General features: G+C 71.5%; 25 protein-coding genes. 13 read left to right on the top strand and 12 right to left on the bottom strand.

All coding sequences use genetic code 11. From position 1 onward, the window contains the following. Window positions 1–12 precede the first annotated feature (12 nt). A complete protein-coding gene (locus tag ASG96_RS13830) occupies window positions 13–639 on the top strand; it encodes an acVLRF1 family peptidyl-tRNA hydrolase (RefSeq protein ID WP_057588230.1) in 627 nt (208 codons plus the stop codon). Here ASG96_RS13830 and ASG96_RS13825 read toward each other — a convergent pair. Next, complete coding sequence (locus ASG96_RS13825) at window positions 632–1,585, bottom strand: neutral zinc metallopeptidase (protein WP_056757094.1); 954 nt, start codon at window positions 1,583–1,585, stop codon at window positions 632–634. The two genes, ASG96_RS13830 and ASG96_RS13825, sit on opposite strands and share 8 nt — an antisense overlap. Before the next feature lie 127 nt (window positions 1,586–1,712). Next, window positions 1,713–2,696, bottom strand: a complete 984-nt coding sequence (locus ASG96_RS13820; protein ID WP_057588229.1) for a YafY family protein — start codon at window positions 2,694–2,696, stop codon at window positions 1,713–1,715. Here ASG96_RS13820 and ASG96_RS13815 point away from each other — a divergent pair. Then, on the top strand, window positions 2,683–2,925 hold the full coding sequence (locus ASG96_RS13815) for a hypothetical protein (protein WP_157610838.1): 243 nt from the start codon (window positions 2,683–2,685) through the stop codon (window positions 2,923–2,925). The genes ASG96_RS13820 and ASG96_RS13815 overlap by 14 nt on opposite strands. Before the next feature lie 13 nt (window positions 2,926–2,938). On the opposite strand, the gene ASG96_RS13810 is transcribed toward ASG96_RS13815, so the two are convergent. After that, window positions 2,939–3,646: a VOC family protein gene (locus tag ASG96_RS13810; protein ID WP_057588227.1), complete on the bottom strand. Its 708-nt coding sequence runs from the start codon at window positions 3,644–3,646 to the stop codon at window positions 2,939–2,941. Between the two features lie 100 nt (window positions 3,647–3,746). On the opposite strand from ASG96_RS13810, the gene ASG96_RS13805 reads away from it, so the two are divergent. Then, entirely contained in the window at window positions 3,747–4,508 is a 762-nt protein-coding gene (locus ASG96_RS13805; RefSeq protein ID WP_056757083.1) for a DinB family protein, read from the top strand. A gap of 21 nt (window positions 4,509–4,529) precedes the next feature. On the opposite strand, the gene ASG96_RS13800 is transcribed toward ASG96_RS13805, so the two are convergent. Both ASG96_RS13800 and ASG96_RS13795 read right to left on the bottom strand, forming a co-directional pair. After that, window positions 4,530–4,883, bottom strand: a complete 354-nt coding sequence (locus ASG96_RS13800) for a VOC family protein (RefSeq protein WP_057588226.1) — start codon at window positions 4,881–4,883, stop codon at window positions 4,530–4,532. Window positions 4,884–4,923: 40 nt separating this feature from the next. After that, a complete protein-coding gene (locus tag ASG96_RS13795) occupies window positions 4,924–5,226 on the bottom strand; it encodes a helix-turn-helix domain-containing protein (RefSeq protein WP_057588225.1) in 303 nt (100 codons plus the stop codon). Between the two features lie 76 nt (window positions 5,227–5,302). On the opposite strand from ASG96_RS13795, the gene map reads away from it, so the two are divergent. After that, window positions 5,303–6,085 (top strand): type I methionyl aminopeptidase, encoded by a 783-nt coding sequence (gene map, locus ASG96_RS13790; RefSeq protein WP_057588224.1) that lies wholly within the window; start codon window positions 5,303–5,305, stop codon window positions 6,083–6,085. 71 nt (window positions 6,086–6,156) lie between these two features. Here map and ASG96_RS13785 read toward each other — a convergent pair whose 3' ends face one another. From ASG96_RS13785 to ASG96_RS13770, 4 genes are all read right to left on the bottom strand, one after another. Further along, window positions 6,157–7,173: an alanine racemase gene (locus tag ASG96_RS13785; protein WP_057588223.1), complete on the bottom strand. Its 1,017-nt coding sequence runs from the start codon at window positions 7,171–7,173 to the stop codon at window positions 6,157–6,159. A 6-nt stretch (window positions 7,174–7,179) separates the two neighbouring features. Beyond that, window positions 7,180–8,298: a peptidoglycan bridge formation glycyltransferase FemA/FemB family protein gene (locus tag ASG96_RS13780; RefSeq protein WP_057588222.1), complete on the bottom strand. Its 1,119-nt coding sequence runs from the start codon at window positions 8,296–8,298 to the stop codon at window positions 7,180–7,182. A gap of 120 nt (window positions 8,299–8,418) precedes the next feature. Next, on the bottom strand, window positions 8,419–11,112 hold the full coding sequence (locus ASG96_RS13775) for a hypothetical protein (RefSeq protein WP_057588221.1): 2,694 nt from the start codon (window positions 11,110–11,112) through the stop codon (window positions 8,419–8,421). A gap of 44 nt (window positions 11,113–11,156) precedes the next feature. Then, a complete protein-coding gene (locus ASG96_RS13770) occupies window positions 11,157–11,672 on the bottom strand; it encodes a helix-turn-helix domain-containing protein (protein ID WP_057588220.1) in 516 nt (171 codons plus the stop codon). A gap of 57 nt (window positions 11,673–11,729) precedes the next feature. On the opposite strand from ASG96_RS13770, the gene ASG96_RS13765 reads away from it, so the two are divergent. The 9 genes from ASG96_RS13765 (at window position 11,730) to ASG96_RS13725 (ending at window position 21,275) form a co-directional block, all read left to right on the top strand. Further along, window positions 11,730–13,205 (top strand): MFS transporter, encoded by a 1,476-nt coding sequence (locus ASG96_RS13765; RefSeq protein ID WP_057588219.1) that lies wholly within the window; start codon window positions 11,730–11,732, stop codon window positions 13,203–13,205. 42 nt (window positions 13,206–13,247) lie between these two features. Beyond that, a complete protein-coding gene (locus ASG96_RS13760) occupies window positions 13,248–14,363 on the top strand; it encodes a MerR family transcriptional regulator (protein ID WP_057588218.1) in 1,116 nt (371 codons plus the stop codon). Further along, window positions 14,360–14,680: a hypothetical protein gene (locus ASG96_RS13755; RefSeq protein ID WP_056757054.1), complete on the top strand. Its 321-nt coding sequence runs from the start codon at window positions 14,360–14,362 to the stop codon at window positions 14,678–14,680. Before ASG96_RS13760 ends, ASG96_RS13755 begins: the two co-directional genes overlap by 4 nt. A 29-nt stretch (window positions 14,681–14,709) precedes the next feature. Continuing rightward, a complete protein-coding gene (locus tag ASG96_RS13750) occupies window positions 14,710–16,308 on the top strand; it encodes an ABC-F family ATP-binding cassette domain-containing protein (protein ID WP_057588217.1) in 1,599 nt (532 codons plus the stop codon). A 45-nt stretch (window positions 16,309–16,353) separates the two neighbouring features. Continuing rightward, entirely contained in the window at window positions 16,354–17,067 is a 714-nt protein-coding gene (locus ASG96_RS13745) for a hypothetical protein (RefSeq protein ID WP_057588216.1), read from the top strand. A gap of 90 nt (window positions 17,068–17,157) precedes the next feature. Continuing rightward, entirely contained in the window at window positions 17,158–17,358 is a 201-nt protein-coding gene (locus ASG96_RS13740; RefSeq protein ID WP_056757043.1) for a hypothetical protein, read from the top strand. A gap of 41 nt (window positions 17,359–17,399) precedes the next feature. After that, the gene (locus tag ASG96_RS13735; protein ID WP_057588215.1) at window positions 17,400–18,173 is read left to right on the top strand and encodes an enoyl-CoA hydratase/isomerase family protein; all 774 of its coding nucleotides are present in this window, start codon (window positions 17,400–17,402) and stop codon (window positions 18,171–18,173) included. A gap of 109 nt (window positions 18,174–18,282) precedes the next feature. Further along, window positions 18,283–20,205 (top strand): ABC transporter ATP-binding protein, encoded by a 1,923-nt coding sequence (locus ASG96_RS13730; RefSeq protein WP_056757693.1) that lies wholly within the window; start codon window positions 18,283–18,285, stop codon window positions 20,203–20,205. 59 nt (window positions 20,206–20,264) lie between these two features. Then, window positions 20,265–21,275, top strand: coding sequence for a GNAT family N-acetyltransferase (locus tag ASG96_RS13725; protein WP_057588214.1), 1,011 nt, complete (start codon window positions 20,265–20,267; stop codon window positions 21,273–21,275). Window positions 21,276–21,296: 21 nt separating this feature from the next. On the opposite strand, the gene ASG96_RS13720 is transcribed toward ASG96_RS13725, so the two are convergent. The 3 genes from ASG96_RS13720 to ASG96_RS13710 all read right to left on the bottom strand — a co-directional run bounded on the left by ASG96_RS13720 (window position 21,297) and on the right by ASG96_RS13710 (window position 26,063). After that, complete coding sequence (locus ASG96_RS13720; protein WP_057588213.1) at window positions 21,297–21,662, bottom strand: VOC family protein; 366 nt, start codon at window positions 21,660–21,662, stop codon at window positions 21,297–21,299. Between the two features lie 81 nt (window positions 21,663–21,743). Then, the gene (locus tag ASG96_RS13715) at window positions 21,744–22,544 is read right to left on the bottom strand and encodes an SURF1 family protein (protein ID WP_057588212.1); all 801 of its coding nucleotides are present in this window, start codon (window positions 22,542–22,544) and stop codon (window positions 21,744–21,746) included. A 444-nt stretch (window positions 22,545–22,988) separates the two neighbouring features. Next, window positions 22,989–26,063, bottom strand: coding sequence for a S8 family serine peptidase (locus ASG96_RS13710; protein ID WP_235509154.1), 3,075 nt, complete (start codon window positions 26,061–26,063; stop codon window positions 22,989–22,991). Window positions 26,064–26,577 lie beyond the last annotated feature (514 nt).

Genomic DNA, 26,577 nt, shown 5'->3' with positions numbered 1-26,577 from the left:
GCACCCGCGCTCGTGACGACGCGCGTCATCGAGGTCGACCCCGCTCGGTTCGACCGATGGATGGCGGGCTTCGCCGAGCGACACGGCACCTACGACGCCGCCGAGGAGTCCACTCCCGGCGGCGTCGTCGTGTCCGCCCGGGCTGCCGACGGATCCTCCCTCGTGGCAACGCCGTTCGCCCACGAGCCCCTCGGCGTCATCCTCGTCAGGCGAGGAGGGTATGCCGTGGGGCTGGCCTCCGCCGGCGCCTTCACGGCCTCGAAGGTGGGGTCCCGCCACGTCCAGTCGCGCACCGCGGCGGGCGGCTGGTCGCAACAGCGCTTCGCCCGCCGTCGGGGCAAGCAGGCCGACGAGCTCGTCGACGCCGTCGTGGGTCACGCGCGACGGGTCCTCCTCGGGGACGACGAGTCACCCGCGACGGGAGCGGACGGCATACCCCGAGGCCTCGTCGTCGGGGGAGACCGCACGCTGGTGCGCGAGGTGCTCGAGGCCCGGGCCCTGAGGGCCCTCGCGGGCCTCCCGATGCGCGAGCTCTACGATCTGCCCGACCCGAAGCGCGACGTGCTCGAGGCCGCGCTGCGTCGAGGGCGCTCCGTGCGCATCGAGCTCACGGAGACGCCTGCGGGCGGCGTCAGCTGACGGTGTCGACCCCGAAGGTGTTGCACTGGTTGAGGTCGCCGGTCTGGTAGCCCTGCAGGAACCACTTCTGGCGCGCCTCGGACGAGCCGTGGGTCCAGTTCTCGGGGGTGACGCGTCCCTGCATCTTCTTCTGGATGCGGTCGTCACCGACGGCGGACGCGGCCGAGAGCGCTGACGTGATGTCCTGCTCCGTGACGGGCTTGAGCAGCGGGGTGCCGTTGGCGTCGGTCGTCTCGGTCGCGTGCTTGACCCACGTGCCGGCGAGGCAGTCGGCCATGAGCTCGATGCGGACGGCGCCGGAGTTGGGACCCTGGGGGTCCTGCTGCGCCCGGTCCAGGATGCCGAGCTGGTTCTGGACGTGGTGGCCGTACTCGTGCGCGATGACGTACTCCTTGGCGAGCTGGCCGCCGTCGGCGCCGAACTTGCTCTGGAGCTCCTCGAAGAAGCTGGCGTCGACGTAGACCTTGGAGTCGAGGGGGCAGTAGAAGGGACCCACCTGCGAGTTGGCGGTACCGCAACCCGACGGGGTCTGGCCCTGGTAGATGACGGTCTTCACCGGCTCGTAGTTCATCTGGTACTTGGGCAGCGTCTTGCCCCAGTAGTCCTGGACGCTGTTGACCGTCGCGATGATGAGGCAGACGTCGTTCTTGTTGGCGTCGGCTCCGGTCTTGCACTGGGAGAACTCGCCCTGGTCGACCTGGCCCGCGGCCGCGACCTGGTCGGACTGGAGCTGCTGTGAGGGCAGTCCTCCGGTCGTGCTGCCGGAGTCGCCGCCACCGAGGATCTTGGTGCCGCCGAAGATGAGCATGAGCACGAGGAGGATGAGGCCACCGATGCCTCCACCGACCTGGATGCCGCCGGGGAAGCCGCCTCCGCCTCCGCCGCCCCCGCTGCCGCCGCTCTGCACCTGGGAGGTGTCGAGCTGGGCGTTGTCGTTGAAGCTCATGTGCCGCTCCTCGGGCTCGGGACCGGGGGCTCCCCGGTCCGGTCGAGATCACCCTAGTGCGCGGGGACCTGTGGACGACGGCTGCTCCGTCGGCTGCCGTGACGGTGTCGTACCCGCTCGAGCCGGGTCAGCGATGGGCGCCGCGGCCACCGGTGGTGTCGGAGCTGCCCGCGGACTTGACGAGGCGCGCGGCGAGGTCCTCGGTGGCCTGCACGAGCGCGGGTGACCCGACCACCTCGAAGGTGAGCGGCGTGACGGCCAGCTGGCGGGCGTACCACTCCGGCTCGTCGGTCGTGGCCCGGAGCCGGATGCCGCCCTCGACCACCTCGAGGCGTCCCAGGCTTCGGGGGATCCAGCGTGAGGCCTCGTCGAGGTCGGCCCGCAGGAGCACGTCGACCTCGTGGCGCCACCCCTGGGACAGGTGTTCCTCGAGGGTGCGGAGGGCGTCGAGGTCCTCGGGTGGCGCGAACCGCTGCGAGGTGGTGAAGACCGACAGGACGCGGTCGATCCGCAGGGCGCGCTGGGCCTCGCTCGTCTGCGACCAGCCGAGGAGGTACCACCGGCCGTGACGCAGGACGACCGCCCACGGGTCGATCTCCATCGGTCGCTCCCTCCCGTCCTCGAGGCGGTAGTCGATGCGGACCCGGTGCGACGACGTGCAGGCCTCGACGAGCTTGGCCGTCAGGGCAGGGTCGACGCGCAGGCGCGGGTCGGGCGGTGGGCCGGCCACCCGGCGTACGGCCCGGACCGGCTCGGCGACCTGCTGGGGGAGCACGCGCAGGATCTTGGAGAGGGCGGCCCCGACGAGCTCGGTGGGATCGGCCGCGCCGCGGTGGCCCTCGAGCACGGCCATGACGAGGCCGAGGGCCTCGGCGGCCGTGAACATCAGGGGTGGGAGTCGCAGCCCCCGGCCGACCCTGTAGCCGCCGTGCGGCCCGGTGACCGACTCGATCGGCAGGTCAGCCTCGCGGAGGATGGCGACGTAGCGGCGCGCGGCGCGCTCGGTGACGCCGAGGTGGTCGCCGAGCCGCTGAGCCGTGATGCCCGGGCTGTCCTGGATGGCCTCGAGCGCGAGCAGGGCTCGTGCCGTGGGACTCGTGTCGTACCGCATGTGGTCACCTCCCGGACGCCGACCGTCCGGAAAGACCGTACCGCTCAGCGGCGACGGCAGGCGCTTCCCGGATGCCGGCTTCGGGGCGGTGGCTGCGTCGGGCCTCGCGTGGTGGGCCGCATCGGCGCACCCGTGGCTCACGATCGCCTCGGTGACGTGGCTGCTGCTGGCCGCCGACCAGTTCCGCCTCGGGCGCGCCGGCGCGCACGACCCTGCCGAGGCGCCCTGAGCTCGGTTGCGCGTCAGGGGTTCTCGGCAGACGGGAGAGACGTGCACACGCACGCCCTGTTGCCGTCCTGGTCCGCGAGCACCGTGAACGACGGCGCCTGGCTGTCGTCGACGACGACGCCACCGGCGGCGACGGCGGCCGCGATCCGCTGGTCGGCCACCTCGGGTGCGACCCAGACGTCGAGGTGGAAGCGCTGCCGCGGCGTCTCGTGCTCGTCCGTCCCCTGGAACCAGAGGATGGGCACCCGTGCGGTGGCATCGCGGACGTCGTCGCCGATGGTCCCGCGACCCATGGCATCCGTGCCGCCGGTCAGCAGGGCTGCCCAGAACGGCGCGATCGTGGCGGCGCGCGCCGTGTCGAGCGCGAGCTCGATCCCGGTGACCGCCGCCGGGTCGGCCTCGAGGCCGTGCTCGCCCGCGATCCCGGTGATGCGCCGCGCGAGGTCGACGTCCTTCTGGGTCACCCAGTCGACGACGTGCTCCGTGCCCTCGTCGTCGCGGTGGACGGCGTCGTCGCTGAGCAGCACCAGGTCGACGTATGTCGTGCCGATCGTCACGCGCGGATGGTGGCCGACGGTGTCCCCCGCCTCGCCGACCGCGGAGACGAACGCCGCGCCGGCGACGAACCCGTCGACGAGGTACCTGGCATGCAGTCCCTGCCCCAGCTTCCGCCAGTCGGCCAGTCCGGCCTCGGTGATCTGCGTCGTCGTCAGCATGTCCATGCGAGGCACGCTAACCGGCAACCCGGACGTTCGACGTCTGGTAGGGGGCGCGAGGCGCTCGGTAGTCTGGCTACCCGGCGGCGTGCGACGAGGAGACGTCATGGCAACCTTCGGCCCGTCCGACGACCTGCAGGGAGCAGAGTTCGTCGACACCGACCTGCGCGGCGCCCGGTTCGTCGGCGCCGACGTCTCCGGCGTCGTGATGCGCGGTGTGCAGGCGGAGGACGTGGAGATCGATGCGCCGTGGCTCTTCGACGGCGAGACCTTCCTGCGCGTCAACGGTGTCGACGTGGTCCCGCTCGTCGACGCGGAGCTGAACCGGCGCTTCCCCGGTCGTGCCGAGCGGCGTGCCACCGATCCGGAGGGACTGGCGACGGCCTGGGCCCGACTGGAGGGCGCCTGGGAGTCCACGCTCGCCCGCGTCGACGCCATGCCCGCCGGCACGGTGGACGTGTCGGTCGCCGGGGAGTGGTCGTTCGCCCAGACCCTGCGGCACCTCGTGCTGGCCACGGACACGTGGCTGGGCAAGGCGATTCTGGGGACCGCCCAGCCCTACCACCCCTATGGCCTGATCGACGCCGGCACCGTGGACGACGACTTCGACGTGTCGGTCCTTGCGACGGACGCGCCGTCCTACGCGGAGGTCCTCCGGGTGCGGGCAGCGAGGGTCGCGATGGTGCGCGACGTCATCGCCGCAGTCACACCCGAGCTGCTCGCGTCGGCCCGACCGAACCCGCACGACCCGGCGTACCCCGAGACGGTGCTCTCGTGCCTGCACACGATCCTCGACGAGGAGTGGGAGCACCACCGTTACGCCGTGCGCGACCTCGACGCGATCGAGGCCGGCGGGTCGGACGTCTGACCGTCGGGCTGCGGCGCGGGGTCAGCTGGGCTGCCAGAACTCGATCCGGTTGCCCTCCGGGTCGGTGACCCAGCCGAACCGGCCGACACCATCCAGGTCCTGCGTCTCCGTGTCGGCGGCTGCTCCGGCGGCCCGCAGCTGCGCGAGCATCGCGTCGAGGTTCCGGACGCGGAAGTTGACCATCGTCTGCTGGGTGCGAGCGCCGAAGTAGTCGGTGTCTGCCTCGAACGTGGCGAACACGGTCGGTCCGGCCTCCTGGCTCCACGACCCGTGCTGGTCGACGTCAAGCCCGAGGCATTCGCGGTACCACGCAGCCAGGGCTGCCGGGTCTGCGGCTCTCAGGAAGTAGCCGCCGACGCCCAGGACTCGTTCCATTCCGACATCATGGCAGGGAGCAGCTCGACGACCGTGGCCCCTACGAGGCCATCTGCTCGCGTGGGTCGCGACCGGAGCCTTGTCGTTCGCGACGGCTCTCGGGCGGGCTGATCTCGGCCCACACCACGTCGAGCGAGAGCCCGAGGACCTCTGCGACGGCGGCGATCGTCGGGAACGACGGGGTGGCCACGCGGCCCGACTCGATCTTGCGCAGGGTCTCGGGGGAGATCTGTGCGTCGAGGGCGGTCTCGAGCATCGAGCGCTCGCCTCGGGCGCGACGCAGGAGGGCGCCGAGGCGCTGTCCGCGCTCGACCTCCGCGGGTGTGAGCGGCAACCTGACCATGAACCCGATCCTAGACCGGGATAACATGGCCGGGATAGTTATTGGTCGCACGAGAGTGTCACGAGAGAGGCGCCGCATGATCGAGATCCTGAGCCCGTCCGAGCTGCCTCGGGCGCGGGAGACCGGCGCCCTCGTCGCTGACATCCTGCAGTCCCTGAGGAGCCGCACCGCAGTGGGCACCAACCTCCTGGACATCGACCGTTGGGCCCGGTCGATGATCGTCGAGGCGGGGGCGACCTCCTGCTACGTCGACTACGCCCCGTCCTTCGGGCGAGGGCCGTTCGGCCACCACATCTGCACGTCGGTCAACGACGCCGTTCTCCACGGGCTGCCCCACGACCGCGCGCTGGCCGACGGCGACCTGCTGTCGCTCGACCTCGCGGTCTCCCTGGGCGGGGTCGTCGCCGACTCCGCGGTCAGCTTCGTCGTGGGTGAGACGCAGCCCTCCGAGAGCCTCGCCATGATCGCCGTGACCGAGCGCGCCCTGGCCGCCGGCGTCGCCGCGGCGGGTCCGGGCGCCCGTGTCGGTGACGTCTCGTATGCCATCGGCTCGGTGCTCTCCGAGGCGGGCTTCCCGATCAACACCCAGTTCGGAGGTCATGGCGTCGGGTCGACGATGCACCAGGACCCTCACGTCGCGAACACCGGGCGCCCGGGCCGTGGCTACACGCTGCGCCCGGGCCTCCTCCTGGCCCTGGAGCCGTGGGTCATGGCCGACACGGCCGAGCTGGTGACCGATGCCGACGGCTGGACGCTGCGCAGCGCGACGGGCAGCCGGACTGCCCACAGCGAGCACACGATCGCCATCACGGGCGACGGTGCCGAGATCCTCACCCGGCCCACGCAGCCGCCGTCCTGAGGTCGGAGCCGCCCAGGTGGCCGGACGCGTCCACCGGCGTCGGCCGCCGTCGACCGACGTCACACGGTCCGTCAGGAGACGACGACCGCGTCCGGGGTCGTCGTCGTCAGGCGCATCCTGGCCGTGACCTCGTCGCCGATGCGCGGGGGAGTGGCCCCGGCCGGCAGCACGAGGAGGCTGCACTGCATGTGCGGCGGCTCGGCGAAACGGGGCATGACACCGGACACCGTGAAGGGCGAACGCACCCGGTGCGCTGCCTCGAGCACGCCCTCGGTGACGGCGATGGCGCGCGACCGCGCCGTGGCGGCGGACGACGGGCTCTCCATCGCGACGCCGTGCGAGGTGCCGCCGCTGACGACGACGAGGTGGCCCGCGGCGACCGCGCGCTGCCGGTAGCCGACCCGCGTGCCCTTGGTGACGGGTCGCACGTCGAGCACGTGAGCCCGCACCTCGTAGGATCCCTTGTCGGCGTACCACAGGTCCGTGCCGATGCGGGGTCGGAACTCATGTTCCGGGAATCGTGTTGCGAGAGCGGACAGCTCGGCGCCCGACACGTGCGACACGTACCACGTGCGGACTCCCGGGACGGCGGCGATGAAGCGCGAGATCTCCTCGACGTGGCCCGTGCCGAGCGGCAGGTGCAGGGTGACGCCGACCGCGTCGGCGAGTCCGGCCAGCTCGGCCACGTCGGCCACCGGCGTGCCGTAGCGGTTCATCGACGTGAGTCCCTCGACGACGACCCGCGTCTCGGCGAGCTCCCCCCGCAGGCTCGCCAGGTCGGACTCGGTCGTGACGGTGTGCACGACGCGCCGGTTCGCCAGGTCGGGCAGGTCGGCGTGGACGGCGGCCCGGTAGGGCTCCATGACGAGCACGTCGCCGCCGAACGCGGCCAGGGCAGAAGGCAGTTCGGCGTAGGCGCCGATCGCGACCATCGGCACCCCCAGGCGACCCGCCTCCGCGCAGAGCAGGTCGCGGCCGAAGCCGTAGCCGTTGCCCTTGATGACGGGGACGACGGCGGGGTGCTCGGCGACGAAGCGGTCGTGGGCGGCGCGCCAGCGCTCACCGTCGACGTGCAGGACGAAGGACACGAGCGCTCACCGCCGCTTCATGTAGAGGTCGAAAGCCTTGTAGAGCAAGCGGTTCAGCGGCAGGTCCCACTCGCCGGCTAGGCGCACGGCCTCGCCGCCCGTGCCGACCTTGAAGCGGATGAGCCCGATGTGCGGGTTGGCCTCGTCGACGGTGTTGGTGATGCCGCGCAGGTCGTAGACGCTCGCCCCGGCGGCGATCGAGTCCTGCATCATCCGCCACTGGATCGCCGTGGAGCCCTGGAGCTCGCGCTTGGCCGACGTCGATGCACCGTAGGAGTACCACGCGTGCTCGCCGACCCGGATGAAGATCGTCGCCGCCAGCACGTCGCCCTCGTGCTCGGCGAGGTAGACGCGGATCCGCTGGGGATCCTCGGCCGACAGGGCGGCATACATGGTCTCGAAGTAGGCGAGGCCGCGCGGCGTGAAGCGGTCGCGCTCGGCGGTCTCGACGTAGGTGCGGTGGAAGGCCGCCAGGTCGGACGCGTCACCGACGCGGACCTCCACCCCGTGTTTCGCGGTCTTCTTGATGTTGCGGCGCCACAGCTGGTTCATGCCCGCCAGCACGTCAGCCTCGGTGCGTCCCGCGAGGGGCACCTGGAAGACGTACTCCGGCTGGCCGGCGGCGAAGCCGTCGTCGGGACTGAGGTGGCGGAAGCCCAGTCGCCGCAGCTCGGCCACGACGGCCGTGCCCACCGGCTCCACGACGTCGGGCGTCGCGTCGTCGTAGCGGCGGACCGTCGGGTCACCGATGGCCGCCTTGATCGTCGCCGTGCGCCAGCGGTGCGTCGCGACGGGCGGCCCGAGCCGCAGCGCGAAGGCACCCTTGGCCTTGAGGTGGTCGCGCAACGCTCGGAGCAGCTCGACGAGCCGTGGGGACGCCCAGTCGATGCAGGGTCCCTCCGGCACGTAGGCCAGCGAACGCTTGAGACGCGGCAGCGAACGGTGCAGCACGAGCGCGGCCCCGACCATCTCCTCGCCCTCGAACCAGCCCACCGACTCGGTGCGCCACTCCTTCTTCACGTCGGCCCAGGCCGGCGTCTGGAGGAAGCTCGCCGAGGGCTGGGACCGCAGCCAGGCGAGGTGCTCGGCTGCGGTGATGTCACGAACGGAGATGGGCGCGTTCACGCTGGCTCACGCTACCCGAGCGCGACGGGTCACCCGACACGCCTCGCCCGCCGGACGGCATACGCCACCGGCCGACGCCCTGGGCGCCGCCTCACATCCCTAGGGCGTATGCCGTGTCGCTCAGGCCCAGCCCATGGTGCGCGGGTCGGGGGGCAGCCGAGGGTTGAGCAGATGGGCGACGAGCGCCGTCCACCCGGTCTGGTGCGTCGCGCCGAGCCCCTCGCCGGTGTCGCCGTCGAAGTACTCCGAGAAGGTCGGGTGCGCCGACCACAGCGGGTCGGGCGAGGACTCGATGCGCTTGCCGTCCGAGGGGCGACGGCCGTCCACGGGGCGGAAGAGGGCCGTCAGGCCCCCGTCGATGACGTCCGCCGCCTGGTCGAGGGTGCGCCAGTCGCCCGAGCCCGTCGGGATCTCGATGCGGAAGTCGTCACCGAAGTAGCGGCCGTAGGTGCGCAGCTTGTCGGCGAGGAGCACGTTCGTGGGGAACCACACCGGCCCGCGCCAGTTGGAGTTGCCGCCGAACATGCCGGTGCGCGACTCGCCGGGCTCGTACTCGATCGAGACGGTCTCGTTGCCGAGCGTTGCCGTCACGGCCTGGCGCGTCGCGGCCGACAGCGACCGGACCCCGTAGGGGGACAAGAACTCCTCCGAGTCGAACATCCGCTCGAGGATGCGGCGCAGCCGCTTCGGCGGCACGAGCGTCAGGAGCATCTTGCCGTCGTCGCGGGCGAGCATCGGCTTGACGAGCTCGGGTCGGCGCTCCTGGAGCCACTGGAAGCGGCTCGTCACGTCGGGGCACTCGTCGACGACCCACGACGGGATCTCCGTCGCGCCGAGGATCGGCAGCAGGCCCACCATCGAGCGCACCCTCATGTGCGGCGCGCGGCCGTCGGGCTGGACGAGGACGTCGTAGTAGAAGCCGTCCTCCTCGTGCCACAGCGACTTGTCGCTCGACCCGAAGTGGCGCATCGCCTGGGCGATCGACAGGAAGTGCTCGAGGAACTTCGTCGCGACGTCGTCCCAGGCCTTGTCGGTGCGGGCGAGCTCGAGGGCGATCTTGAGCATCTGCTGGCAGTAGAAGGCCATCCAGCTCGTCGCGTCGGACTGCTCGAGGCGGAAGCCGGGCGGCAGGGGAGCGGAGCGGTTGAACAGGCCGATGTTGTCCATCCCGAGGAAGCCGCCCTCGAAGAGGTTGGAGCCGTTGGCGTCCTTGCGGTTGACCCACCATGCGAAGTTGAGCAGCAGCTTGGTGAAGACCCGCACGAGGAACTCGCGGTCGCGGTAGCCGTCGATGCGGTAGACGTGCCACGCCGCCCACGCGTGGACGGGCGGGTTGACGTCGCCGAACTCCCACTCGTAGGCCGGCAGCTGGCCGTTGGGGTGCATGGCCCACTCGCGGCACATGAGGAGCAGCTGCTCCTTGGCGAACTCCGGGTCGACGTGGGCGAGCGGGATCGTGTGGAAGGCGAGGTCCCACGCGGCGAACCACGGGTACTCCCACTCGTCGGGCATCGAGATGACGTCGGCGAGCGCGAGGTGCTTCCAGTGCTCGTTGCGGCCCTTCTTCCGCGACTCGGCCACGGTCGGGCCGACGGGGTCGCCGTTCATCCACTGGCGCACGTCGTAGCGGTAGAGCTGTTTGCCCCAGAGGAGACCGGCGTACGCCCGCCGCGCGACGTGCCGGTCGGCCTCGTCGAGGGAGGCGTCGATGGCGTGGCCGTAGAACTCGTCGGCCTCGGTCGCCCGGGCGCCGAGCACCTCCTCGAACGGTTCGCCGAACCACTCGAGGTCGGGGTCGCCGGGCGCCAGGCGCAGGTCGACGGTGACGCTCTCGCCCGGGCCGACGGAGTCGAAGCGGTACCAGAAGGAGCACTTGCTGCCGTAGCCGCCGGGGTTGACCGCCTTGGTGTGCCCGTGGACGACGCGCTCGTTGATCGAGTCCTTCGGGTAGAGCGACTGGTTGGCGAGCGCGCGGTCGCCGAACACGTGCCTGGCGTTCGTCTCGTTGTCGCAGAAGAGCGTCGTGGGGGAGCCGGACGCCGCCAGGACGTAGCGGCCGAGGAAGCCGTGGGTCACCTCGGCGGCGCGGTAGCCCCGGGGCGGTCGGCCGTTGCGGCGGATCTCGCGCAGCTCGGTGACGCGGTCGTCGACGCCCCACGACCAGGTGTTGCGCAGCCAGATCGTGGGCAGCACGTGGAGCGGCGCGGCCGCCGGGCCGTGGTTGGTCGCCGTGATCCGGATGCACATGTCGTCCGGCCCGGCCTTGGCGTACGTCATGGTGACGTCGAAGAACTCGTGGTCGTCGAGGATCCCGGTGTCGCCGAGCTCGAACTCCCTCTCGTCGCGGGTGCGCTCGCGGTTCTCGCGACGCAGCTGCTCGTAGGGGAACTCGGCCTGCGGGTAGCGGTAGAGCCACTGCATCCACGAGTGGGTCGGCGTGCCGTCGAGGGCCCACCAGTACTCCTTGGCGTCCTCGCCGTGGTTGCCCTCCTCGTTCGTCAGCCCGAAGAGCCGCTCCTTGAGGATCGGGTCCTTGCCGTTCCAGAGCGCCACGGAGAAGTTGAGGAAGCCGAAGCGGTCGCTGATGCCGCCGAGGCCGTCCTCGCCCCAGCGGTAGGCGCGTGACACCGCCTGGTCGAAGGGGAACTCCGACCACGCGTTGCCCTCGGCCGAGTAGTCCTCACGGACCGTGCCCCACTGCCGTCCGGAGAGGTAGGGACCCCAGAGGCGCCACGGGGCGTCGTGGCCGGGGGAGTCGATGAGCCGTGCGTGCTCCGCACTGAGCGGTTCACCCGGGGGCAGGGGGCTGTTCATGGGGGACATCGTGCTGCATCGATGTGTCTCCCGCGTTACGCCCCTCAGTCGCGCAGCGGCGTGAGCAGGCGGTGGGGCTCCCGGAGCCTCGCGGACAGCGGGTTGGCGGGCGGGTCCGTGCCGGCTCCCGGTCCGGGCCGGGTCTCGAGCTGGGCCGCGGTTGGTGTCGCCCCGCAGACGGGGCAGCGCCCGGTCACGTCGAGGTCAGCGTCGCAGGGCACGTGGCGGAAGAGCCGCCGCGGCCCTAGAGCGGAGGTCGTGGCGTCCCCCCAGCGCATGAGCGCGTGGACGGCGGGCCAGAGCGCCTCGCCGGTGGGGGTGAGGACGTAGGCGTCGTGGCCGCCGTGCGTCCGGCGCTCGAGGACGCCGGCCTCGACGAGCGATCCGAGCCGTTGGGTCAGGACCGCCTTCGAGATGTCGAGGCGGCGCCGGAAGTCGCTGAACCGCGTCACGCCGAGGAAGGCGTCGCGCACGAGCAGCAGCGACCATCGCTCGCCGACGACCTCGAGGGCCTTGGCGAGCGAGCAGTCCTGCCCGCTGTAGTCCGTCCCGAGTGCCATGGAATGAATGTACGCCCTGGTCTGTTCACCAGACCAACCGAGACCACGGAGGACGTCATGACCCGCACCCGGCAGGCTGCACCCCGGACGACGACGCGCGGGGCGACCGCGCCCCACGCCATCACGCCCCGAGCCGGCGAGCAGGCCCGCCGGGCGCTCACCGTGGCCGCGGTGGGCACGGTCCTGGCCCTCGTCGCCTTCACGGCGCCTCTGGCCACGGTCGGCTCGGTCACCGCGGCGCTCGGGTCGGACGTCGCCGGGCGCACGTGGATCCTCAGCTCGATGGGCATCGGGCTCGGGGCGGCACTGCTGACGGCAGGGACCCTGGCGGACGACCGCGGTCGCCGTCGCGTCCTCGTGGGCGGCCTGGTCGTCCTCGCCGCGTCGAGCCTCGTCGCCGCCCTTGCCGGAGGCACGCTCGTGTTCGTCCTCGCCCGGGTCGGGCAGGGCATCGGCGCTGCAGCGGTCATCGCGGCGAGCCTCGGCCTCGTCGCCCACTGGTTCGAGCCCGGTCCGGCCCGGGCGGCCGCGAGCGGGGTGTGGGGGGCGAGCGTCGGAGGTGGCATCGCCCTCGGCCCGATCGTCGCGAGCGCGTTCGAGCGCTGGGCGTCGTGGCGCGACACCTACGTCGTCCTCGCGGTGGCGGCGCTCGTGCTGGCCGCCGTCGCTCGTCGTCGGCTGGACGAGACCCGGTCGCACGAACGTCGACCGCTCGACGCGCTCGGCGCGACCCTGCTCGCCGTGGCGACCACGGGCTTCCTCGCAGCGCTCGTGGAGGGCCGCAGCGGGTGGGGTCGGCCGGAGGTCCTCGTCCTGCTCGGTGTGGGCGCGGTCTCGGCTGCCGCGTTCGTCGTCACCGAGCGGCGCACGTCCTTCCCGATGGTCGACCTGTCCCTTTTCCGTGACGGTCGGTTCGTCGCCGCGAGTGCTGCTGCGCTCGCGACCGGTGCGGGCGCCATCGGCCTGCTTTCGTTCCTCCCCGGCTTTCTGGCCCTGGCTCTCGGTCTGCCCCCGACGACCTCTGCCGTCCTCTTCCTCTCGTGGTCCGGGACGAGCGTCGTGTTCGCCCTGGTGGCCCGGCGGCTTCCGGCCGGGTGGTCGGGCAGGGCGCAGCTGGCCGGTGGGCTCGTCGTCGTCGCAGCAGGCCAGCTGGCGCTGTCCGGCATCACGCCCGGGTCGTCGTGGGCCCGGTTCCTGCCCGGCCTCGTCGTCGCCGGGGTCGGCAGCGGCGTCCTCAACGCCGCCCTCGGGCGTGAGGCCGTCGCCAGCGTGCCGCCGGGTCGGGGCGGGATGGGCAGCGGCGCGAACAACACGGCCCGCTACCTCGGTTCGTCCGTCGGCGTCACGCTCGTCGCTGTGGTCGTCGCGGCGCACGCGGTCCCCGGCTCCGGGGCCTCCGGGCTCGTGGCCGGTTGGAACGTCGCCGCCTGGGTGACCGCCGGTCTCTCCCTCGTCGGGGCGGTCGTCGTGTGGGCCACGACGGTGACGGATCGACGACGGGCCGCGGACGCCGTCGCCGACCCGGTCCACTGACCGCTTGACCTTCGACCCGGTCGAGGGGTCAGTCTTGCAGGCATGCCCGTCCCGACCCCGATCGACGACCCCGCGCGCCTGCTGACGATCGGCGAGGTGGCTCGAGAGAGCGGCCTCACGGCGAGCGCCCTGCGCTTCTACGACCGTGAGGGTGTGCTCGTCCCCGCCGACGTCGACGCCCTGACGGGCTATCGGCGGTATGCCGTGGTGCAGGTCCGCGCGGCACGTCTGCTCGCGTCGCTGCGTCGCGTCGGCATGCCGCTGGCCGAGGTGGGGCTCGTCCTCGACGAGGACGCACAGGGTGCGGTCGGAGCGGCCGCTGACGTGGTCCGGGCGCACGAGCAGCGGCTCGTCGACGGGCTGGCGGACGCCCGGCGCGAGATCGTGCGCACCCTGGCCCTCCTGGCCGGGCGCGACATCACCGGGGCGGAGGTCTGCCGGGTCGCGGTTCGCGCCACCGACCTCGCCGCGGCCCTGGCGTCGGTCCGGTTCGCCGTCGCGCCGGGGGAGCCGCTCGCCGGCGCCCCCGACGGGGTGGACCTGCGTGTGCTGACCGGCGTCCTGCTCGAGGTGTGCGGCGCCGAGGTGCGCTGCGTCGCCACCGACCGCTACCGCCTCGCCGTCGGATGGGCTCTCGTCGTCGGGCCACCCGCGGCGGTGCCGGACGGCCCGGTGGGCGCGGTGGTCCCGGCGACATGGGCCGACCGGGTCGCCGAGGCGTGCGCTGTCGTCGATCCGGACTCCGAGGTGGTGCTCGAGGTGCGACCGGGGCAGGTGGGCGCCGTCATCGGCGGTGAGCGGGCCGCGACGGCGGCGCTCCCGGGCTCGTTTCCGGACTACCGGAGCATCGTGGTCACCGAGGCGGGTCCGGGTGTCGTCGACGCGCGGGGCCTGCAGGAGACCCTGCCGGTCGAGCAGGAGTCGGTCGGTCTCGTCGTCCGTGACGGCTCGGTCCGCCTGGCCGCGACGGACGGTGGGGCCGCCGATGGCCCCGCCGACGTCGTCGTCGATCCCGAGTTCCTCCATGAGGCGCTCTCGGTCGCAGGCCCCCGCCCGACGCTCGAGCTCTACGGCCCGCGTCGTCCGCTCGCCATCCGGGGCGACGGCGCGGGATTCTCCGTCCTCATGCCCGTCGCACCCGAGGGTCTGCGTCGGTGAGCGTCCTCGTGCACCTGTGCCTCGGGTGCGCGCACCAGCAGGCGTGGCACGAGGGCGGCAACCCGGGCTACACACCGTGCCGGTGCTGCCGCGCCGGGACGAGCGACCCCGACCGCCTGCCGACGCTGCTGCCGACGGCGAGCTCGCCCGGCGGCATTCCCGAGCCCCTCTGGGAGCCGGGCACGCAGCGCAACGTCGGCACCATGCACGCCTCCCGGACGTGCGGGTGCGCGGCCTGCCATGAGGCCGCCGCGCGGATATCGCGTCGAGAGCACCCCCTCGCGGCTCCTAGACTGGAGGGGTTGTCCGGCCGCTGACGTAGTGCGGCACCGATAGGAGGAATGCCGTGATCGTCGCCACCGGGATCGAGCTGCGCGCTGGGGCGCGCCTGCTCGTCGAGGACGCCAGCTTCAGGATCGACGCGGGCGACCGCATCGGCCTCGTCGGACGCAACGGTGCCGGCAAGACGACCCTGACCAAGGTGCTCGCCGGGGAGGGCCAGCCGGCCGCGGGCACGGTGACCCGCACGGGCGCCGTCGGCTACCTGCCTCAGGACCCCCGCACCGGCGACCTAGAGATGCTCGCCCGCGACCGCATCCTCTCCGCCCGCGGGTTGGACGCCATCGTGCGCCAGCGATCCGAGGCCGAGGCCCGGATGGGCAGTGACGACGAGCTGGTCCGCGACAAGGCGATGCGCGCCTACACCCGGCTCGAGGTGGAGTTCGAGGCCCAGGGCGGGTATGCCGCCGAGTCGGAGGCTGCGTCCATCGCCAGCGCCCTCAACCTCGAGGAGCGCATCCTCGGCCAACCGCTCGGAACCCTCTCGGGTGGACAGCGTCGCCGCGTCGAGCTGTCGCGGATCCTCTTCTCCGGCAACGAGACCCTGCTCCTCGACGAGCCGACCAACCACCTCGACGCCGACTCGATCATCTGGCTGAGGGAGTATCTCCGCGCCTACAAGGGCGGGCTCATCATCATCAGCCACGACGCCGAGATGCTCGATGCCGTCGTCAACAAGGTCTACCACCTCGACGCGAACCGCTCGGCCCTCGACGTCTACAACGTCAGCTGGAAGACCTACCTCCAGGCACGCGAGACGGACGAGAAGCGCCGCAGGCGCGAGCTCGCCAACGCGACGAAGAAGGCCGGCGCGCTCATGGCGCAGGCCGACAAGATGCGCGCCAAGGCCACCAAGGCGACAGCTGCCCAGAACATGGCCAAGCGCGCCGAGCGCCTTCTCGCCGGCGTCGAGGGCGAGCGGGTCCAGGACAAGGTGGCCAAGCTCCGGTTCCCCAAGCCGGCCGCCTGCGGCAAGACGCCCCTGCGCGCGTCCGGGCTCTCCCGCTCGTACGGCTCGCTCGAGGTCTTCACCGACGTCGACCTCGCCATCGACCGGGGCAGCAAGGTCGTCGTGCTCGGCCTCAACGGTGCCGGCAAGACGACCCTGCTGCGGATGCTCGCCGGCGTCGACACCCCCGACACCGGCGAGGTCGAGCCCGGTCACGGGCTGCGCCTCGGCTACTACGCCCAGGAGCACGAGAACCTCGACGTCGGTCGCACGGTCCTCGAGAACATGAAGTCGGCCGCGCCCGAGCTCGGCGAGACCGAGGTCCGCAAGGTGCTCGGCTCCTTCCTCTTCTCGGGCGACGACGTGCACAAGCCCGCCGGCGTGCTCTCGGGTGGGGAGAAGACGCGGCTCTCCCTCGCCCTTCTCGTCGTCTCGGCGGCCAACGTGCTGCTCCTCGACGAGCCCACGAACAACCTCGACCCGGCCTCGCGCGCCGAGATCCTCGGGGCCCTGTCGACCTTCGAAGGTGCGGTCGTGCTCGTCACCCACGACGAGGGTGCCGTCGAGGCGCTCGAGCCCGAGCGCATCCTGCTGCTGCCCGACGGCGTCGAGGACCTCTGGGGACCGGACTACCTCGACCTCATCTCACTGGCCTGAGCCCGTCGGCGCCCATGACGGCGCCCCACTGGCTACGTTGGCGCCATGACATCGAGCGCGTGGCGGCGACGGCGTCGTGAGCCGCGGTCGAGCGCCGGCGAGAACCGGCTGTGGCCGGCGCTCGCGGTCGTCGTGGCGGCGCTGGCGTATGCCGTGCTCCCCGAGAGCCTGCTCGTCGGGCCCCGGCTGGCCATCCCGGTCGTCGAGATGGTGCTGCTGGGCGCGCTGCTCGCCACCAACCCGCGACGGATGGTCCGTCAGACGCGGTGGTCGCGCGGCGCGTCCATCGCGCTGGCGTGCGTGGTGATCGCGACCAACCTCGTCGCCCTCGGGATGCTCGTGCGGACCCTCACCTCGTCCGAGCCCGGCGGGATGCCGTTGCTGCTCGCCGGCATGCAGGTGTGGCTGACCAACGTCATCGGCTTCGGCCTGCTCTTCTGGGAGATCGACCGCGGTGGTCCCGTCGCGCGCCACACGGTGGTCCGCAACCGCCTGGCGCCCGCCGACTGGCGCTTCTCCCAGGACGAGAACCAGGACGCGATCACCGAGGTGGCCGCGACGTCGAGCGAGCGGAGCAACTGGCGACCGGAGTTCATCGACTACCTGTACGTCTCGCTCACCAACTCGAGCGCCTTCAGCCCCACCGACACGATGCCCCTGTCGGGTCGGGCCAAGGCGCTCATGGGCCTCGAGGCGACGGCCGCCCTACTCACGTCGCTGCTCGTCGTGGCGCGAGCGGTCGGCGCCCTGGGGCAGTGACGGCACGGGACGGCATACATAAGCAAACAGTTGGGCTCACATAATGGACGGTTATTGTATCTGGGTGGGTCGCTCGGGACACTGTGTGTCATGCCCACCGACCACCACCTCACCTGCCCGTTCTGCTCGGGCGATGACGTGACGCCGTTCCCCGACCCCACCGCTGCGTGGTCGTGCCTGGACTGTGCGCGCGTCTTCCGGGTCGAGCTGGTCCAGCCGGCGTCCGTCACGGGCTGGGGCATCCTGCGGGTCGTCCTGCCGACCCCGGCCGTGCGCACCGCGGCGGCCTGAGCCCGGGTCCCGACCCGGTGACCCGCGGGTAGCCTGCGTCCATGACGCATCCGCACCTCAGGGTCGAGACCGACGGGCCCGTCCGCACCCTCACGCTCGACCATCCGGAGAAGCGCAACGCGCAGACGCCCTCCCTCTGGGCCGCGCTCGCCGACGAGGCGCGGTCGGCGCCCGAGGACGTACGCGTCGTCGTCCTCCGCGGCGCCGGTGACGCCTTCTCCGCCGGCATCGACACGGCCATGTTCACGCCCGAGGGCGTGCCCGGCGAGGAGAGCGTGGCCCAGCTCGCCGTCGGCGGACCCGAGGCCGTCCAGCGCGGGATCGCGGCGTACCAGGAGGGCTTCACCGCCTGGGCCGAGTGCCCGGCCGTCGTCGTCGCCCACGTGCACGGCTACGCCATCGGCGCCGGCTTCCAGCTCGCGCTCGCCGCCGACCTGCGGGTCGCGGCGCTCGACGCGTGGTTCGCCATGCGCGAGACGAGCCTCGGGCTCGTGCCCGACCTCGGCGGCACCGGGCCGCTCGTCCACCTCGTCGGCTATGCCCGCGCCCTCGAGATCTGCGCGACGGGCCGCAAGGTCTCGGCGCCCGAGGCGCACAGCATCGGCCTCGTCGGCTCGCTCGCGCCCGCCGCCGACCTCGACGAGGCGACCGGCTCCCTCGTGGAGGCGCTGCTGGCGGCGCCGGCACCTGCCCTGCGGGCGCTCAAGCCGCTGCTCCGCGGCGCGATGGACGGCGACCGGGAGAGCCAGCTCGCCCGTGAGCGCGAGGCCCAGACCGGGCTGCTCCAGGCCATGCTCGGCGGCTTCGGCGCCTGAGCCGGCGCCCCCGGCCCCGGCCGCCCCGGGGTTCCGTCCGGGGCCGGGGGAATCGCTGTCGGTCCCGCGGGGTTGGATCAAGGGACTGAAGGAGGTCTGTGCCGTGGGCATGCAGCCGTGGATGGCGATGCGATCGATGTCGCGCGACTCGTCGGTGGCCGACCGGAGCCTCTCGCCGGGCACCCGTCGCCGCGTCCTGACGTATGCGACGCCGTATCGCAGGGCGATCATCGCGTTCCTCGGGGTCGTCGTCGTCGACTCGGTGCTCGTCGTCACGGTGCCGCTCCTGATCAAGAGTCTCGTCGACGACGGAGTCATCCCCAAGGACTCGTCCGTCGTCGTCCGGCTCTCGCTCGTCGTCGCGGTGATCGCCATCGCCGACGCCGTGCTGACGGTCATCTCGCGGTGGTACTCCTCCCGCATCGGCGAGGGTCTGATCAACGACCTCCGCACCCAGGTCTTCGCACACGTGCTGCGCCAGCCGATCGCCTTCTTCACCCGCGCGCAGACGGGCTCACTGGTCTCCCGGCTCAACAACGACGTCGTCGGCGCGCAGCAGGCGTTCACGTCCGTGCTGTCCAACGTCGTGTCCAACATCGTGTCGGTCGTGCTCGTCATCGCGGCGATGCTCGCCCTGTCGTGGCAGCTGACGCTGGGCTCGCTGCTGCTCGTCCCGCTCTTCCTCATCCCGGCCAAGCTCATGGGCAAGCGGCTCGCGAGCCTCGCACATCGCCAGATGACGCTCAACGCCGACATGGGCACGCGGATGACCGAGCGCTTCAACGTCGCCGGCGCCCTGCTCGTCAAGCTCTTCGGCAAGCCCGCGCGTGAGGAGGCCGAGTACGCCGAGCGCGCCGGCCGGGTCCGCGACATCGGCATCCAGATCGCGCTCAACCGCACGATCTTCATGGCCGCCCTCACCCTCGTCGCGGCGCTCGCGACGGCGATGATCTACGGCTTCGGAGGCGTCATGGCCGTCAACGGCACGCTCTCCGTCGGCACGCTCCTGGCCCTCGCCGCGCTTCTCGCCCGCCTCTACGGCCCGCTCACGTCGCTGTCCAACGTCCGGGTCGACATCATGACGGCGCTCATCTCCTTCGAGCGCGTCTTCGAGGTGCTCGACCTCGAGCCGCTCGTCAAGGAGCGCGCTGGTGCCGTCGACCTGCCCGACGGGCCGCTGGGCGTCGAGCTCGAGCACGTGGCGTTCCGCTACCCGTCCGCCGACGAGGTGTCGCTCGCGTCGCTCGAGTCCGTCGCGTCCGGAGACCGCCGCGGGAGCGGTGTCGTGCTCCACGACGTCACGGTCGGCGCCCCCGCCGGGCACCTCGTCGCCCTCGTCGGCCCCTCGGGCGCCGGCAAGACGACCCTGACCTCGCTCGTCTCGCGGCTCTACGACCCCAGCGAGGGCGTCGTGCGCATCGGTGGCCTCGACCTGCGGGACGTCACGATGACGTCGCTGCGCGACCGCGTCGGTGTCGTCACGCAGGAGGCGCACCTCTTCCACGACACGATCCGCGCCAACCTCCTGTACGCCCGGCCGGACGCGACCGACGCCGAGATCCATGCGGCGCTCCGGGCCGCCCAGATCAGCGACCTCGTCGCCGAGCTGCCCGAGGGCCTCGACACCGTCGTCGGCGACCGCGGGCACCGCCTGAGCGGCGGTGAGAAGCAGCGTCTCGCCATCGCGAGGCTGCTCCTCAAGGCCCCCGACGTCGTCGTGCTCGACGAGGCGACGGCTCACCTCGACTCCGAGTCCGAGGTCGCCGTGCAGCGCGCCCTCGACGCAGCGCTCGAGGGCCGCACGTCGATCGTCATCGCGCACCGGCTCTCCACGATCCGCCAGGCCGACCTCATCGTCGTGCTCGACCACGGCCGCGTCGTCCAGACCGGCCGGCACTCCGAGCTCCTGGCGGCCGGCGGGCTCTATGCCGACCTCCACGCGACGCAGTTCGACGACCAGACCGTCGAGCGACCGGGACGGTCCGGCCGTGAGGTCGGTGTGCTCGAGAGCGACGCCCTCGACCACGTCTGACGGTCCGGCGCGCTGAAAACCGGCTTGCCCCCTCGCGCCACATCGGGTCGGATGAGCCGATGCTCACGACCCGAGAGCTCGGCACCGACGACCCCGCCCTCCGCGACTGGTACGACGCCGTCCGGGAGGCCCACCTCGCCGACCGCGAGCCCGCGTGGTGGGAGTCGTGGGAGGCGACCCGGACGTATCTCGCGCGTCCGGCCGGCCGGACGGCATACCGGATCGTCGCGGCGTTCGACGGCGACGACCTCGTCGGCGGCGCAGAGCTGTCACTGCCCCTCGTCGACGACACCGAGACGATGTCGGTGGTTCTCGGCGTGCTGCCCGGCCATCGCCGACGCGGCGCCGGGGCGTTGCTCATGACCGAGGTGCGGGCGATCGCACGCGAGCACGGCCGGAGCATCCTGCAGACGGAGGTGACCGTGCCCGACTGCGTCGCGTTCGAGAGCTGGTGCGGGGGAGCCTTCGCCGGGCGGCAGGGGATGGGCAGCGTCAGTGCCGAGGACCGGATGCTCGTCGACCTGCCCTTCGACCCGGCGCGTCTCGACCGGATCGTCGCCGGCGTGCCGGCGCCGGACGGCTACCGCGTCCTGTCGTTCACCGGGCCGTGCCCGGACGACCTGGCCGCGGAGTGGGCGCGCATGCGCACGCAGATGAACCAGGACGTGCCGCGGGGTGAGCTGACCCGCACGGCGTCGGTCGTCGACGTCGACCGCATCCGGCTCTCGGACGAGCAGATGGCCCAGCAGGGCTGGACCAAGGTCCGCAGCGTCGCGCTGACGGAGGCGGGTGACGGCGCCGGCTACACCGAGATGTTCGTGTCGGCGCACGACCCGGACTTCGTGCTGCAGGACGACACGCTCGTCGGCCGCGAGCACCGCGGCCGTGGTCTCGGCGCGCTGCTCAAGGCGGCCAACCTCGAGCAGCTCGGCGCACTGGGAGGACCGGTGGAGGGACGGCGCTGGCTGCAGACCCACACCGAGCAGGGCAACGTGCCGATGCAGCACACCAACGAGCGGTTCGGCTTCCGGCGGGTCGACGTGCTCCACGAGTGCGAGGGCCCCGTCTGAAGGGGCGACGCCGGGGCGAGGTCAGCGCGAGAGCTGCTGGAGCGCCCAGGTGTTGCCGTCCGGGTCGCTCAGGTGGGCGTACTTGACGCCGCCCATGTCCTGGACGTCGGACACCTCGACCCCGTTGCGGGCCAGCATCTCCCGCGCCTCATCGATGTCGTCGACGACGAGATGGAGGTTCTGCACCCGGGGCGCGTCGGGAGCGCTCATCCCGACGCCGATCACGATCGAGCAGCTCGACCCCGGCGGGGTCAGCTGCACCACGCGCATGCCGTTGCCCGGCTCGACGTCGTGGTCGAGGACGAAACCCATGCCCTCGGCGTAGAACGCCAGGCTGGCGTCGACATCGGTCGTCGGGAGGGGGACGAGTTCCAGGCGCATGTCCATGCTGGGCTCCTTCGTGGGGTGGGGACGTCGACCTTGTCAGACCTTCTCACCCGCGCCGACCGGAGCCGTGGAGCCCCACGCTCAGGCGTCCTCCTCGTCCCAGATCCGCACCTTCTTCGGTTTCGCGGGGGGAGCGTCCGGGCCGGCCGTCTCGGCCCGACGGACGGCAGCCTCGCGCCTGATCGCGAAGCAGATGAAGACGAGGCCTCCGGGCATGAAGAGCCACCACTGGTAGGCGTAGGCCTGGTGCGGGCCGAGGTCCTCCTCGGGCCGCGGCAGCAGGCGCAGCGGGTGGTGCCCGGCGACAGCCGTCGGCTGCTGCGCGCCGAGGACGAGGTAGGCGTCGACCTCGCCCAGCGACGGCACCTGGGTCCTCGCGTCGGCGACGTTGATGCTCGCCATCTGGGGCCGCGGCAGGTCGCGCCCGAGGCTGACCTCCCCGGTGCGCAGCCACCCGGTCACCTGCACGGGACCCGACGGCGGCGGGTCGACGGGTGGGCTGGTCTCGGCATCGGCAGCGTTGGCCACCCAGCCGCGGTCGACCAGCAGCGTCAGGTCCCCTGTCTGCATCGGTGTCAGCACCTCGAACCCCACCGTGGAGTCGAGCGTGCGGTTGCGGACGAGCAGGTCGGTGTCGGCGGCATACGTGCCCGTCAGCGTGACGCGCGTCCACTGCCGCTCAGGCGGGATCGGGGACCCGACGAGAGCGGGAGCGAAGGCGACGGGCGTCGCGCCGTAGTTGCGCGCGATCGCATCGACCTTGGTCCGCTGCTCGACGTGCCGGTGCCACTGCCACAGGCCGAGATAGAAACAGGCGACCCCGAAGAGGACCGCGACGAGGGTCCAGAGCAGCCAGCGCCGCGTCAGCCAGAGTCGAAGCACGGATCGACGGTACCCGGCCTGAGGGCGGACCTGAGTACCGGCCCGCCTCTGACCTGCGGTGACGTCACGTCGCCGCCTCCTCAGTCACCCGATAGGGCGGGCCTCGTATGTGCCGGGCTTTCAGCGCCTGGACTTCAGAGGACTGGTGCGTGACGCGAAGTTGCAGCCCGTGCATGTCGCGGGGTCCTCGCCGTCAGGGATCCCACCGAGCTGGTAGCCGGACCCGACCGGCGCTTCCGCGTAAAGCCCACACGGCCTCTCGCGGACTCTTCGGCGCGTCTTTGCGGTGGTGTGACGCAGGTGCACTCCCCTCTTGGGCGAGCTGATCGCGGCAAGCTTGCGTTGTCGTCAGTTCTCGGCAAGACGCCAAACGCGAGCACGAAGGGCCTCGCCAGATTGCTCCGGCGAGGCCCTTCGCTGTTGGTGCAGCGGCCGAGTTGGACGCTAGGGGGTAACCGCCTGAACGACGACATCGCCGCTGCCGACCAGAATGTTGCTGTCGGTGCGCACCTGGACGTTGCCGAGCAGGAGCCGGCCGGCGGCTGGGGCCGCGTTGGCGGTGACGCTGCCGGGTACGGTCCACGCTGACCCAGCCGGCCGAAGGGCGTTCGCGTCAGTGACGGCGACGGAGCCGAACGCTGGGTTCGTGAAGACGTCGACATAGTTGAACGTCGTCGACCCGGACGGCACGGCGTAGCCGTCGACGAGAGTCACCCAGGTCCCGGCCGCTGGGTTGGCGATGGTCACCGACTCCTCGCTGTCTCCGTCGGCTGACTGCCCGGCGAGCACGCACGAGCCGCTGGTGCAGTTGTAGACGAAGAGGTCGAGGTCGGCTCCGGTGTCGCTACTGGAACCGATGGTCGCCCGCAGCGATGTCGATCCGGCCGTGACAGCAACCTGGCGCTGCTGGCTCGTTCCATTCGCGATGGTCGGAGTCAGCCTTTGCGCGCTGCCGAGGTTGGTTCCGACGGCCCGGCCGGTGAAGGCGCCGAAGCCGTTCGTCAGGGTGTAGCTGCGCGCGACCGGGACTCCGAGGGTTGCGGACGCGATGGTGTCGGGGTTGGGTGAAACCGTGGCCCCGAGAACCGACGCGGTCAGCGTGTACGGGGCGCTGTCGACGTCGGAGGTCCGACGGGCCTCGACGGTGACCTCCCACACGCCGGCTTGTGGGTTGCTGGTGGTGCGGCTGGTCGGCGACCCCGCACAACCCCCCGAAGTGGGGTTGTAGCAGCTGAGCGAGGAGTTGTCGTCAATGGCGACGCCGTACGGGTGGAACCGCAGGAACCGGATCTGCCCCGCGCCGGGAGCGCTGCCCCCGCCTTCGAGGTCGACCTTGAATGCGGGCGTGTTCGCCGGGACGTTGTAGAAGTAGCTGGTCACCTGGTTGCGGCCGATCATGCCCCGGTGCGTCACGCTGTAGTTGTTGGCAGCGGTGAAGGCCTCTGCCGCGACGACGGTGTTGAGGGTCTGCTTCTCGATGCCGGACGTGGACGGGTCGTCGAGGTTGAGGATGGCCGAGTGCGCACCCGCCGCGGTCGGGTGGACCGTCACCGTCAGAGTGGTCGGCGCGTTCAGCGGTAGCGCCACGAAGGCGGGTGACGCGAACGTGCCGTCGTTGCCGGTCCAGGCCAGGTTGTAGGTCCGGCTGCCGCCGCCGCCGGAGGTCCGGGTGAAGGTGTAGGTGCGGGTGTAGCTGTCGCCGACTGCGACTCCTTCACGGTCGAAGATGCCTTCGCCTCGCCCGGGGGTGGCGAGGAAGTCGGACAGGATCGTGTGGACCGCGACGGAGGAGCTGATGTCGACGGGCTTGAGGTTGGTCTTGAGCAGGTCCCAGGCCGCGCCGACGTTGATCAGGCCGTTGCCCTGCTCGTACGCGCCGAAGCGGGCGGGGTCGAGGTAGCGGGCGGAGGAGGTCAGGGCCTCACGAATCTGACTTGGCTTGCTCTGCAGTCCGGACTGCTTGGCGGCGCTGACGAGCAGCGCCCCAGCTCCGGCGGCCTGCGGGGACGCCATCGAGGTGCCCTGCAGCATCGAGTATCCGGCGGGGAGGTCGTAGGTGCCCGGCACCGGGGAGGAGGTCTCCCACATCGGGGTGGTGGAGATCGCGGCGCCCGGCGCGACGATCTCGGGCTTGAAGCCGCCGTCCTCGCGGGGGCCGCGTGAGGAGAAGCCGTGCAGGTTGTCGGCATAGGCGGAGTCGGAGCCGTAGTTCTTCTGCCACGTCTCCTTGCTGATGTAGGAGCCGACCGCGAGCACCTTGGAGGCGACGGCGGGGTCACCGATGGTGTTGAGCCCCGACCCGTTGTTGCCGGCGGAGATGAACATCTGGACGTTGTACTGGTCGATCAACCGGTTGTAGAGGACGGCTCGGGTGTTGTTGCCGTCGTTGAGCGCCGGTAGGCCACCGATCGACATGTTGATGACGTCGACGTTGCCCTGCTTGGCGATGAACGTCATGCCCTCGATCAGGGCGTGCGAGGTGCACCCGGTGATGAACATGCAGACCCGCACGGACTTCAGCTTGGCTCCGGGGGCGGCGCCTGACATGGCGCCTCCGAACATCTGGTTCGCTGCCGTGATGCCGGCGACGTGGGTGCCGTGCTCACCCGAGACGATGCCGATGTTGACGACCTTGTTCTTGCCGTCGGTCTGCACGACGAAGGGCATCGACTCGTGCTCGGCGGTGGCCGGGTTGTCGGCGCCGAAGTGGCCGACGTCGAACTTCTTCGCGTAGTCGGTCAGGACCTGGTCGTTGGTCAGGTTGTTGTCCTGGTCGGTGTCGACCCGGACGGTGCCGGCGGCCGGGTCCCAGAGGACCGCGAACTTGTCGGTGCTGTCGCCGTCGCGGTTGACGTCGCTGCCGACCTCACCGCCCAGCCGCGGGTCGCCCTCGTTGAAGACCGCGAAGCGGTAGCTGCCGGCTGGCGCGACGTAGGCTGCGCCGTTGACGGCGAAGCTCGGCCCGCTGACCTGGGTGGACATCTTCAGCCACGTCGGGTCGTCGTCGGTGAACGGGTCGGTGGCGGTGACCCAGTCGGTGATCTTCCGTTCCCCGGTGGTCGTTGTGGCCAGTGCCGGGTGGTCCAGGTCGATGCCGGAGTCCACGATGCCGATGGTCGTGCCCCGGCCGTCCCAGGCGGGGTGGGCTGCGGTGAACTGCGCGGCGCCCGTGTCGCCGATGGGCATGTAGGCGTTGTTCCGAGGGGTGCTCGGGCCGGGCGGGGTCTGTGCGGCGGGTGGTTGCGAGCCTTGCGGCGTCGGGTCGTCCAGCGGGATGACCTCGTCGAGGTCTGCGGCCACGATGCCGGCAAGGTCGGCTGCCGTCTGGGCCTTGTCGATCGGCACGACGGCGCGGATGTAGCTGATGTCGCTGTCAGCCTTGCTGATGACCGCGCCGAGGGACTTCAGGGCGGAGGTCACGGCGTTGTTCTGCCCGGGGACAGCGGCGATGAGCAGTGTCACCGTCGGGGAGCCCTTGGCGCGAGCCGTGGCGAGCAGCTCGCGATCATGCTTGCCCAACTGGGACGCCTTCGCAGGGCTCGCCGCTGCACTGGGAGCCGCGAGGGCCTGCGGCGCGGTCAGCCCGCCAGCCGCGATCACGCCGAATGCCGAGAGGACCACCGCGGTACGCGTTCTGAAGCCTTGGATCTTGTGCATCAATCCACCTCTGTCAGTTGTGAGTTCCGGCCCCCGGTCCGAACGCCTGAGGCTATCGGTGCCGGTATCCGGTCGGTGGCGATACGCCTCAACTCCGGCGAGCGACCGCATCACGAAGGGTGGACCCCTTCGAGCGGCGGATTGAGTGTGAGCGTCTCGCCGATCAGCATGATTTCGGGCAGCCCCGGTCCAATGGCGACCCAAGCCGTAAAGGCGGCCAACGAGGCAGCCGTCAGGTCCCTCCAGGACTGAGTATGGGAGAGGGCCGGCGAGCGAGGGAGCGACTCCGAGCGGCCAGGAAGCGTTGGGCGGACATGCCCCGCACCGGGCAGGCCCGTGTCGCCAGAGAAGATATGGCCGAGTCGCCTCGGCCGGC

Source organism: Terrabacter sp. Soil810, assembly GCF_001429645.1.
Lineage (GTDB): Bacteria > Actinomycetota > Actinomycetes > Actinomycetales > Dermatophilaceae > Terrabacter.
This window is presented reverse-complemented; position numbering and strand designations above follow the sequence as displayed.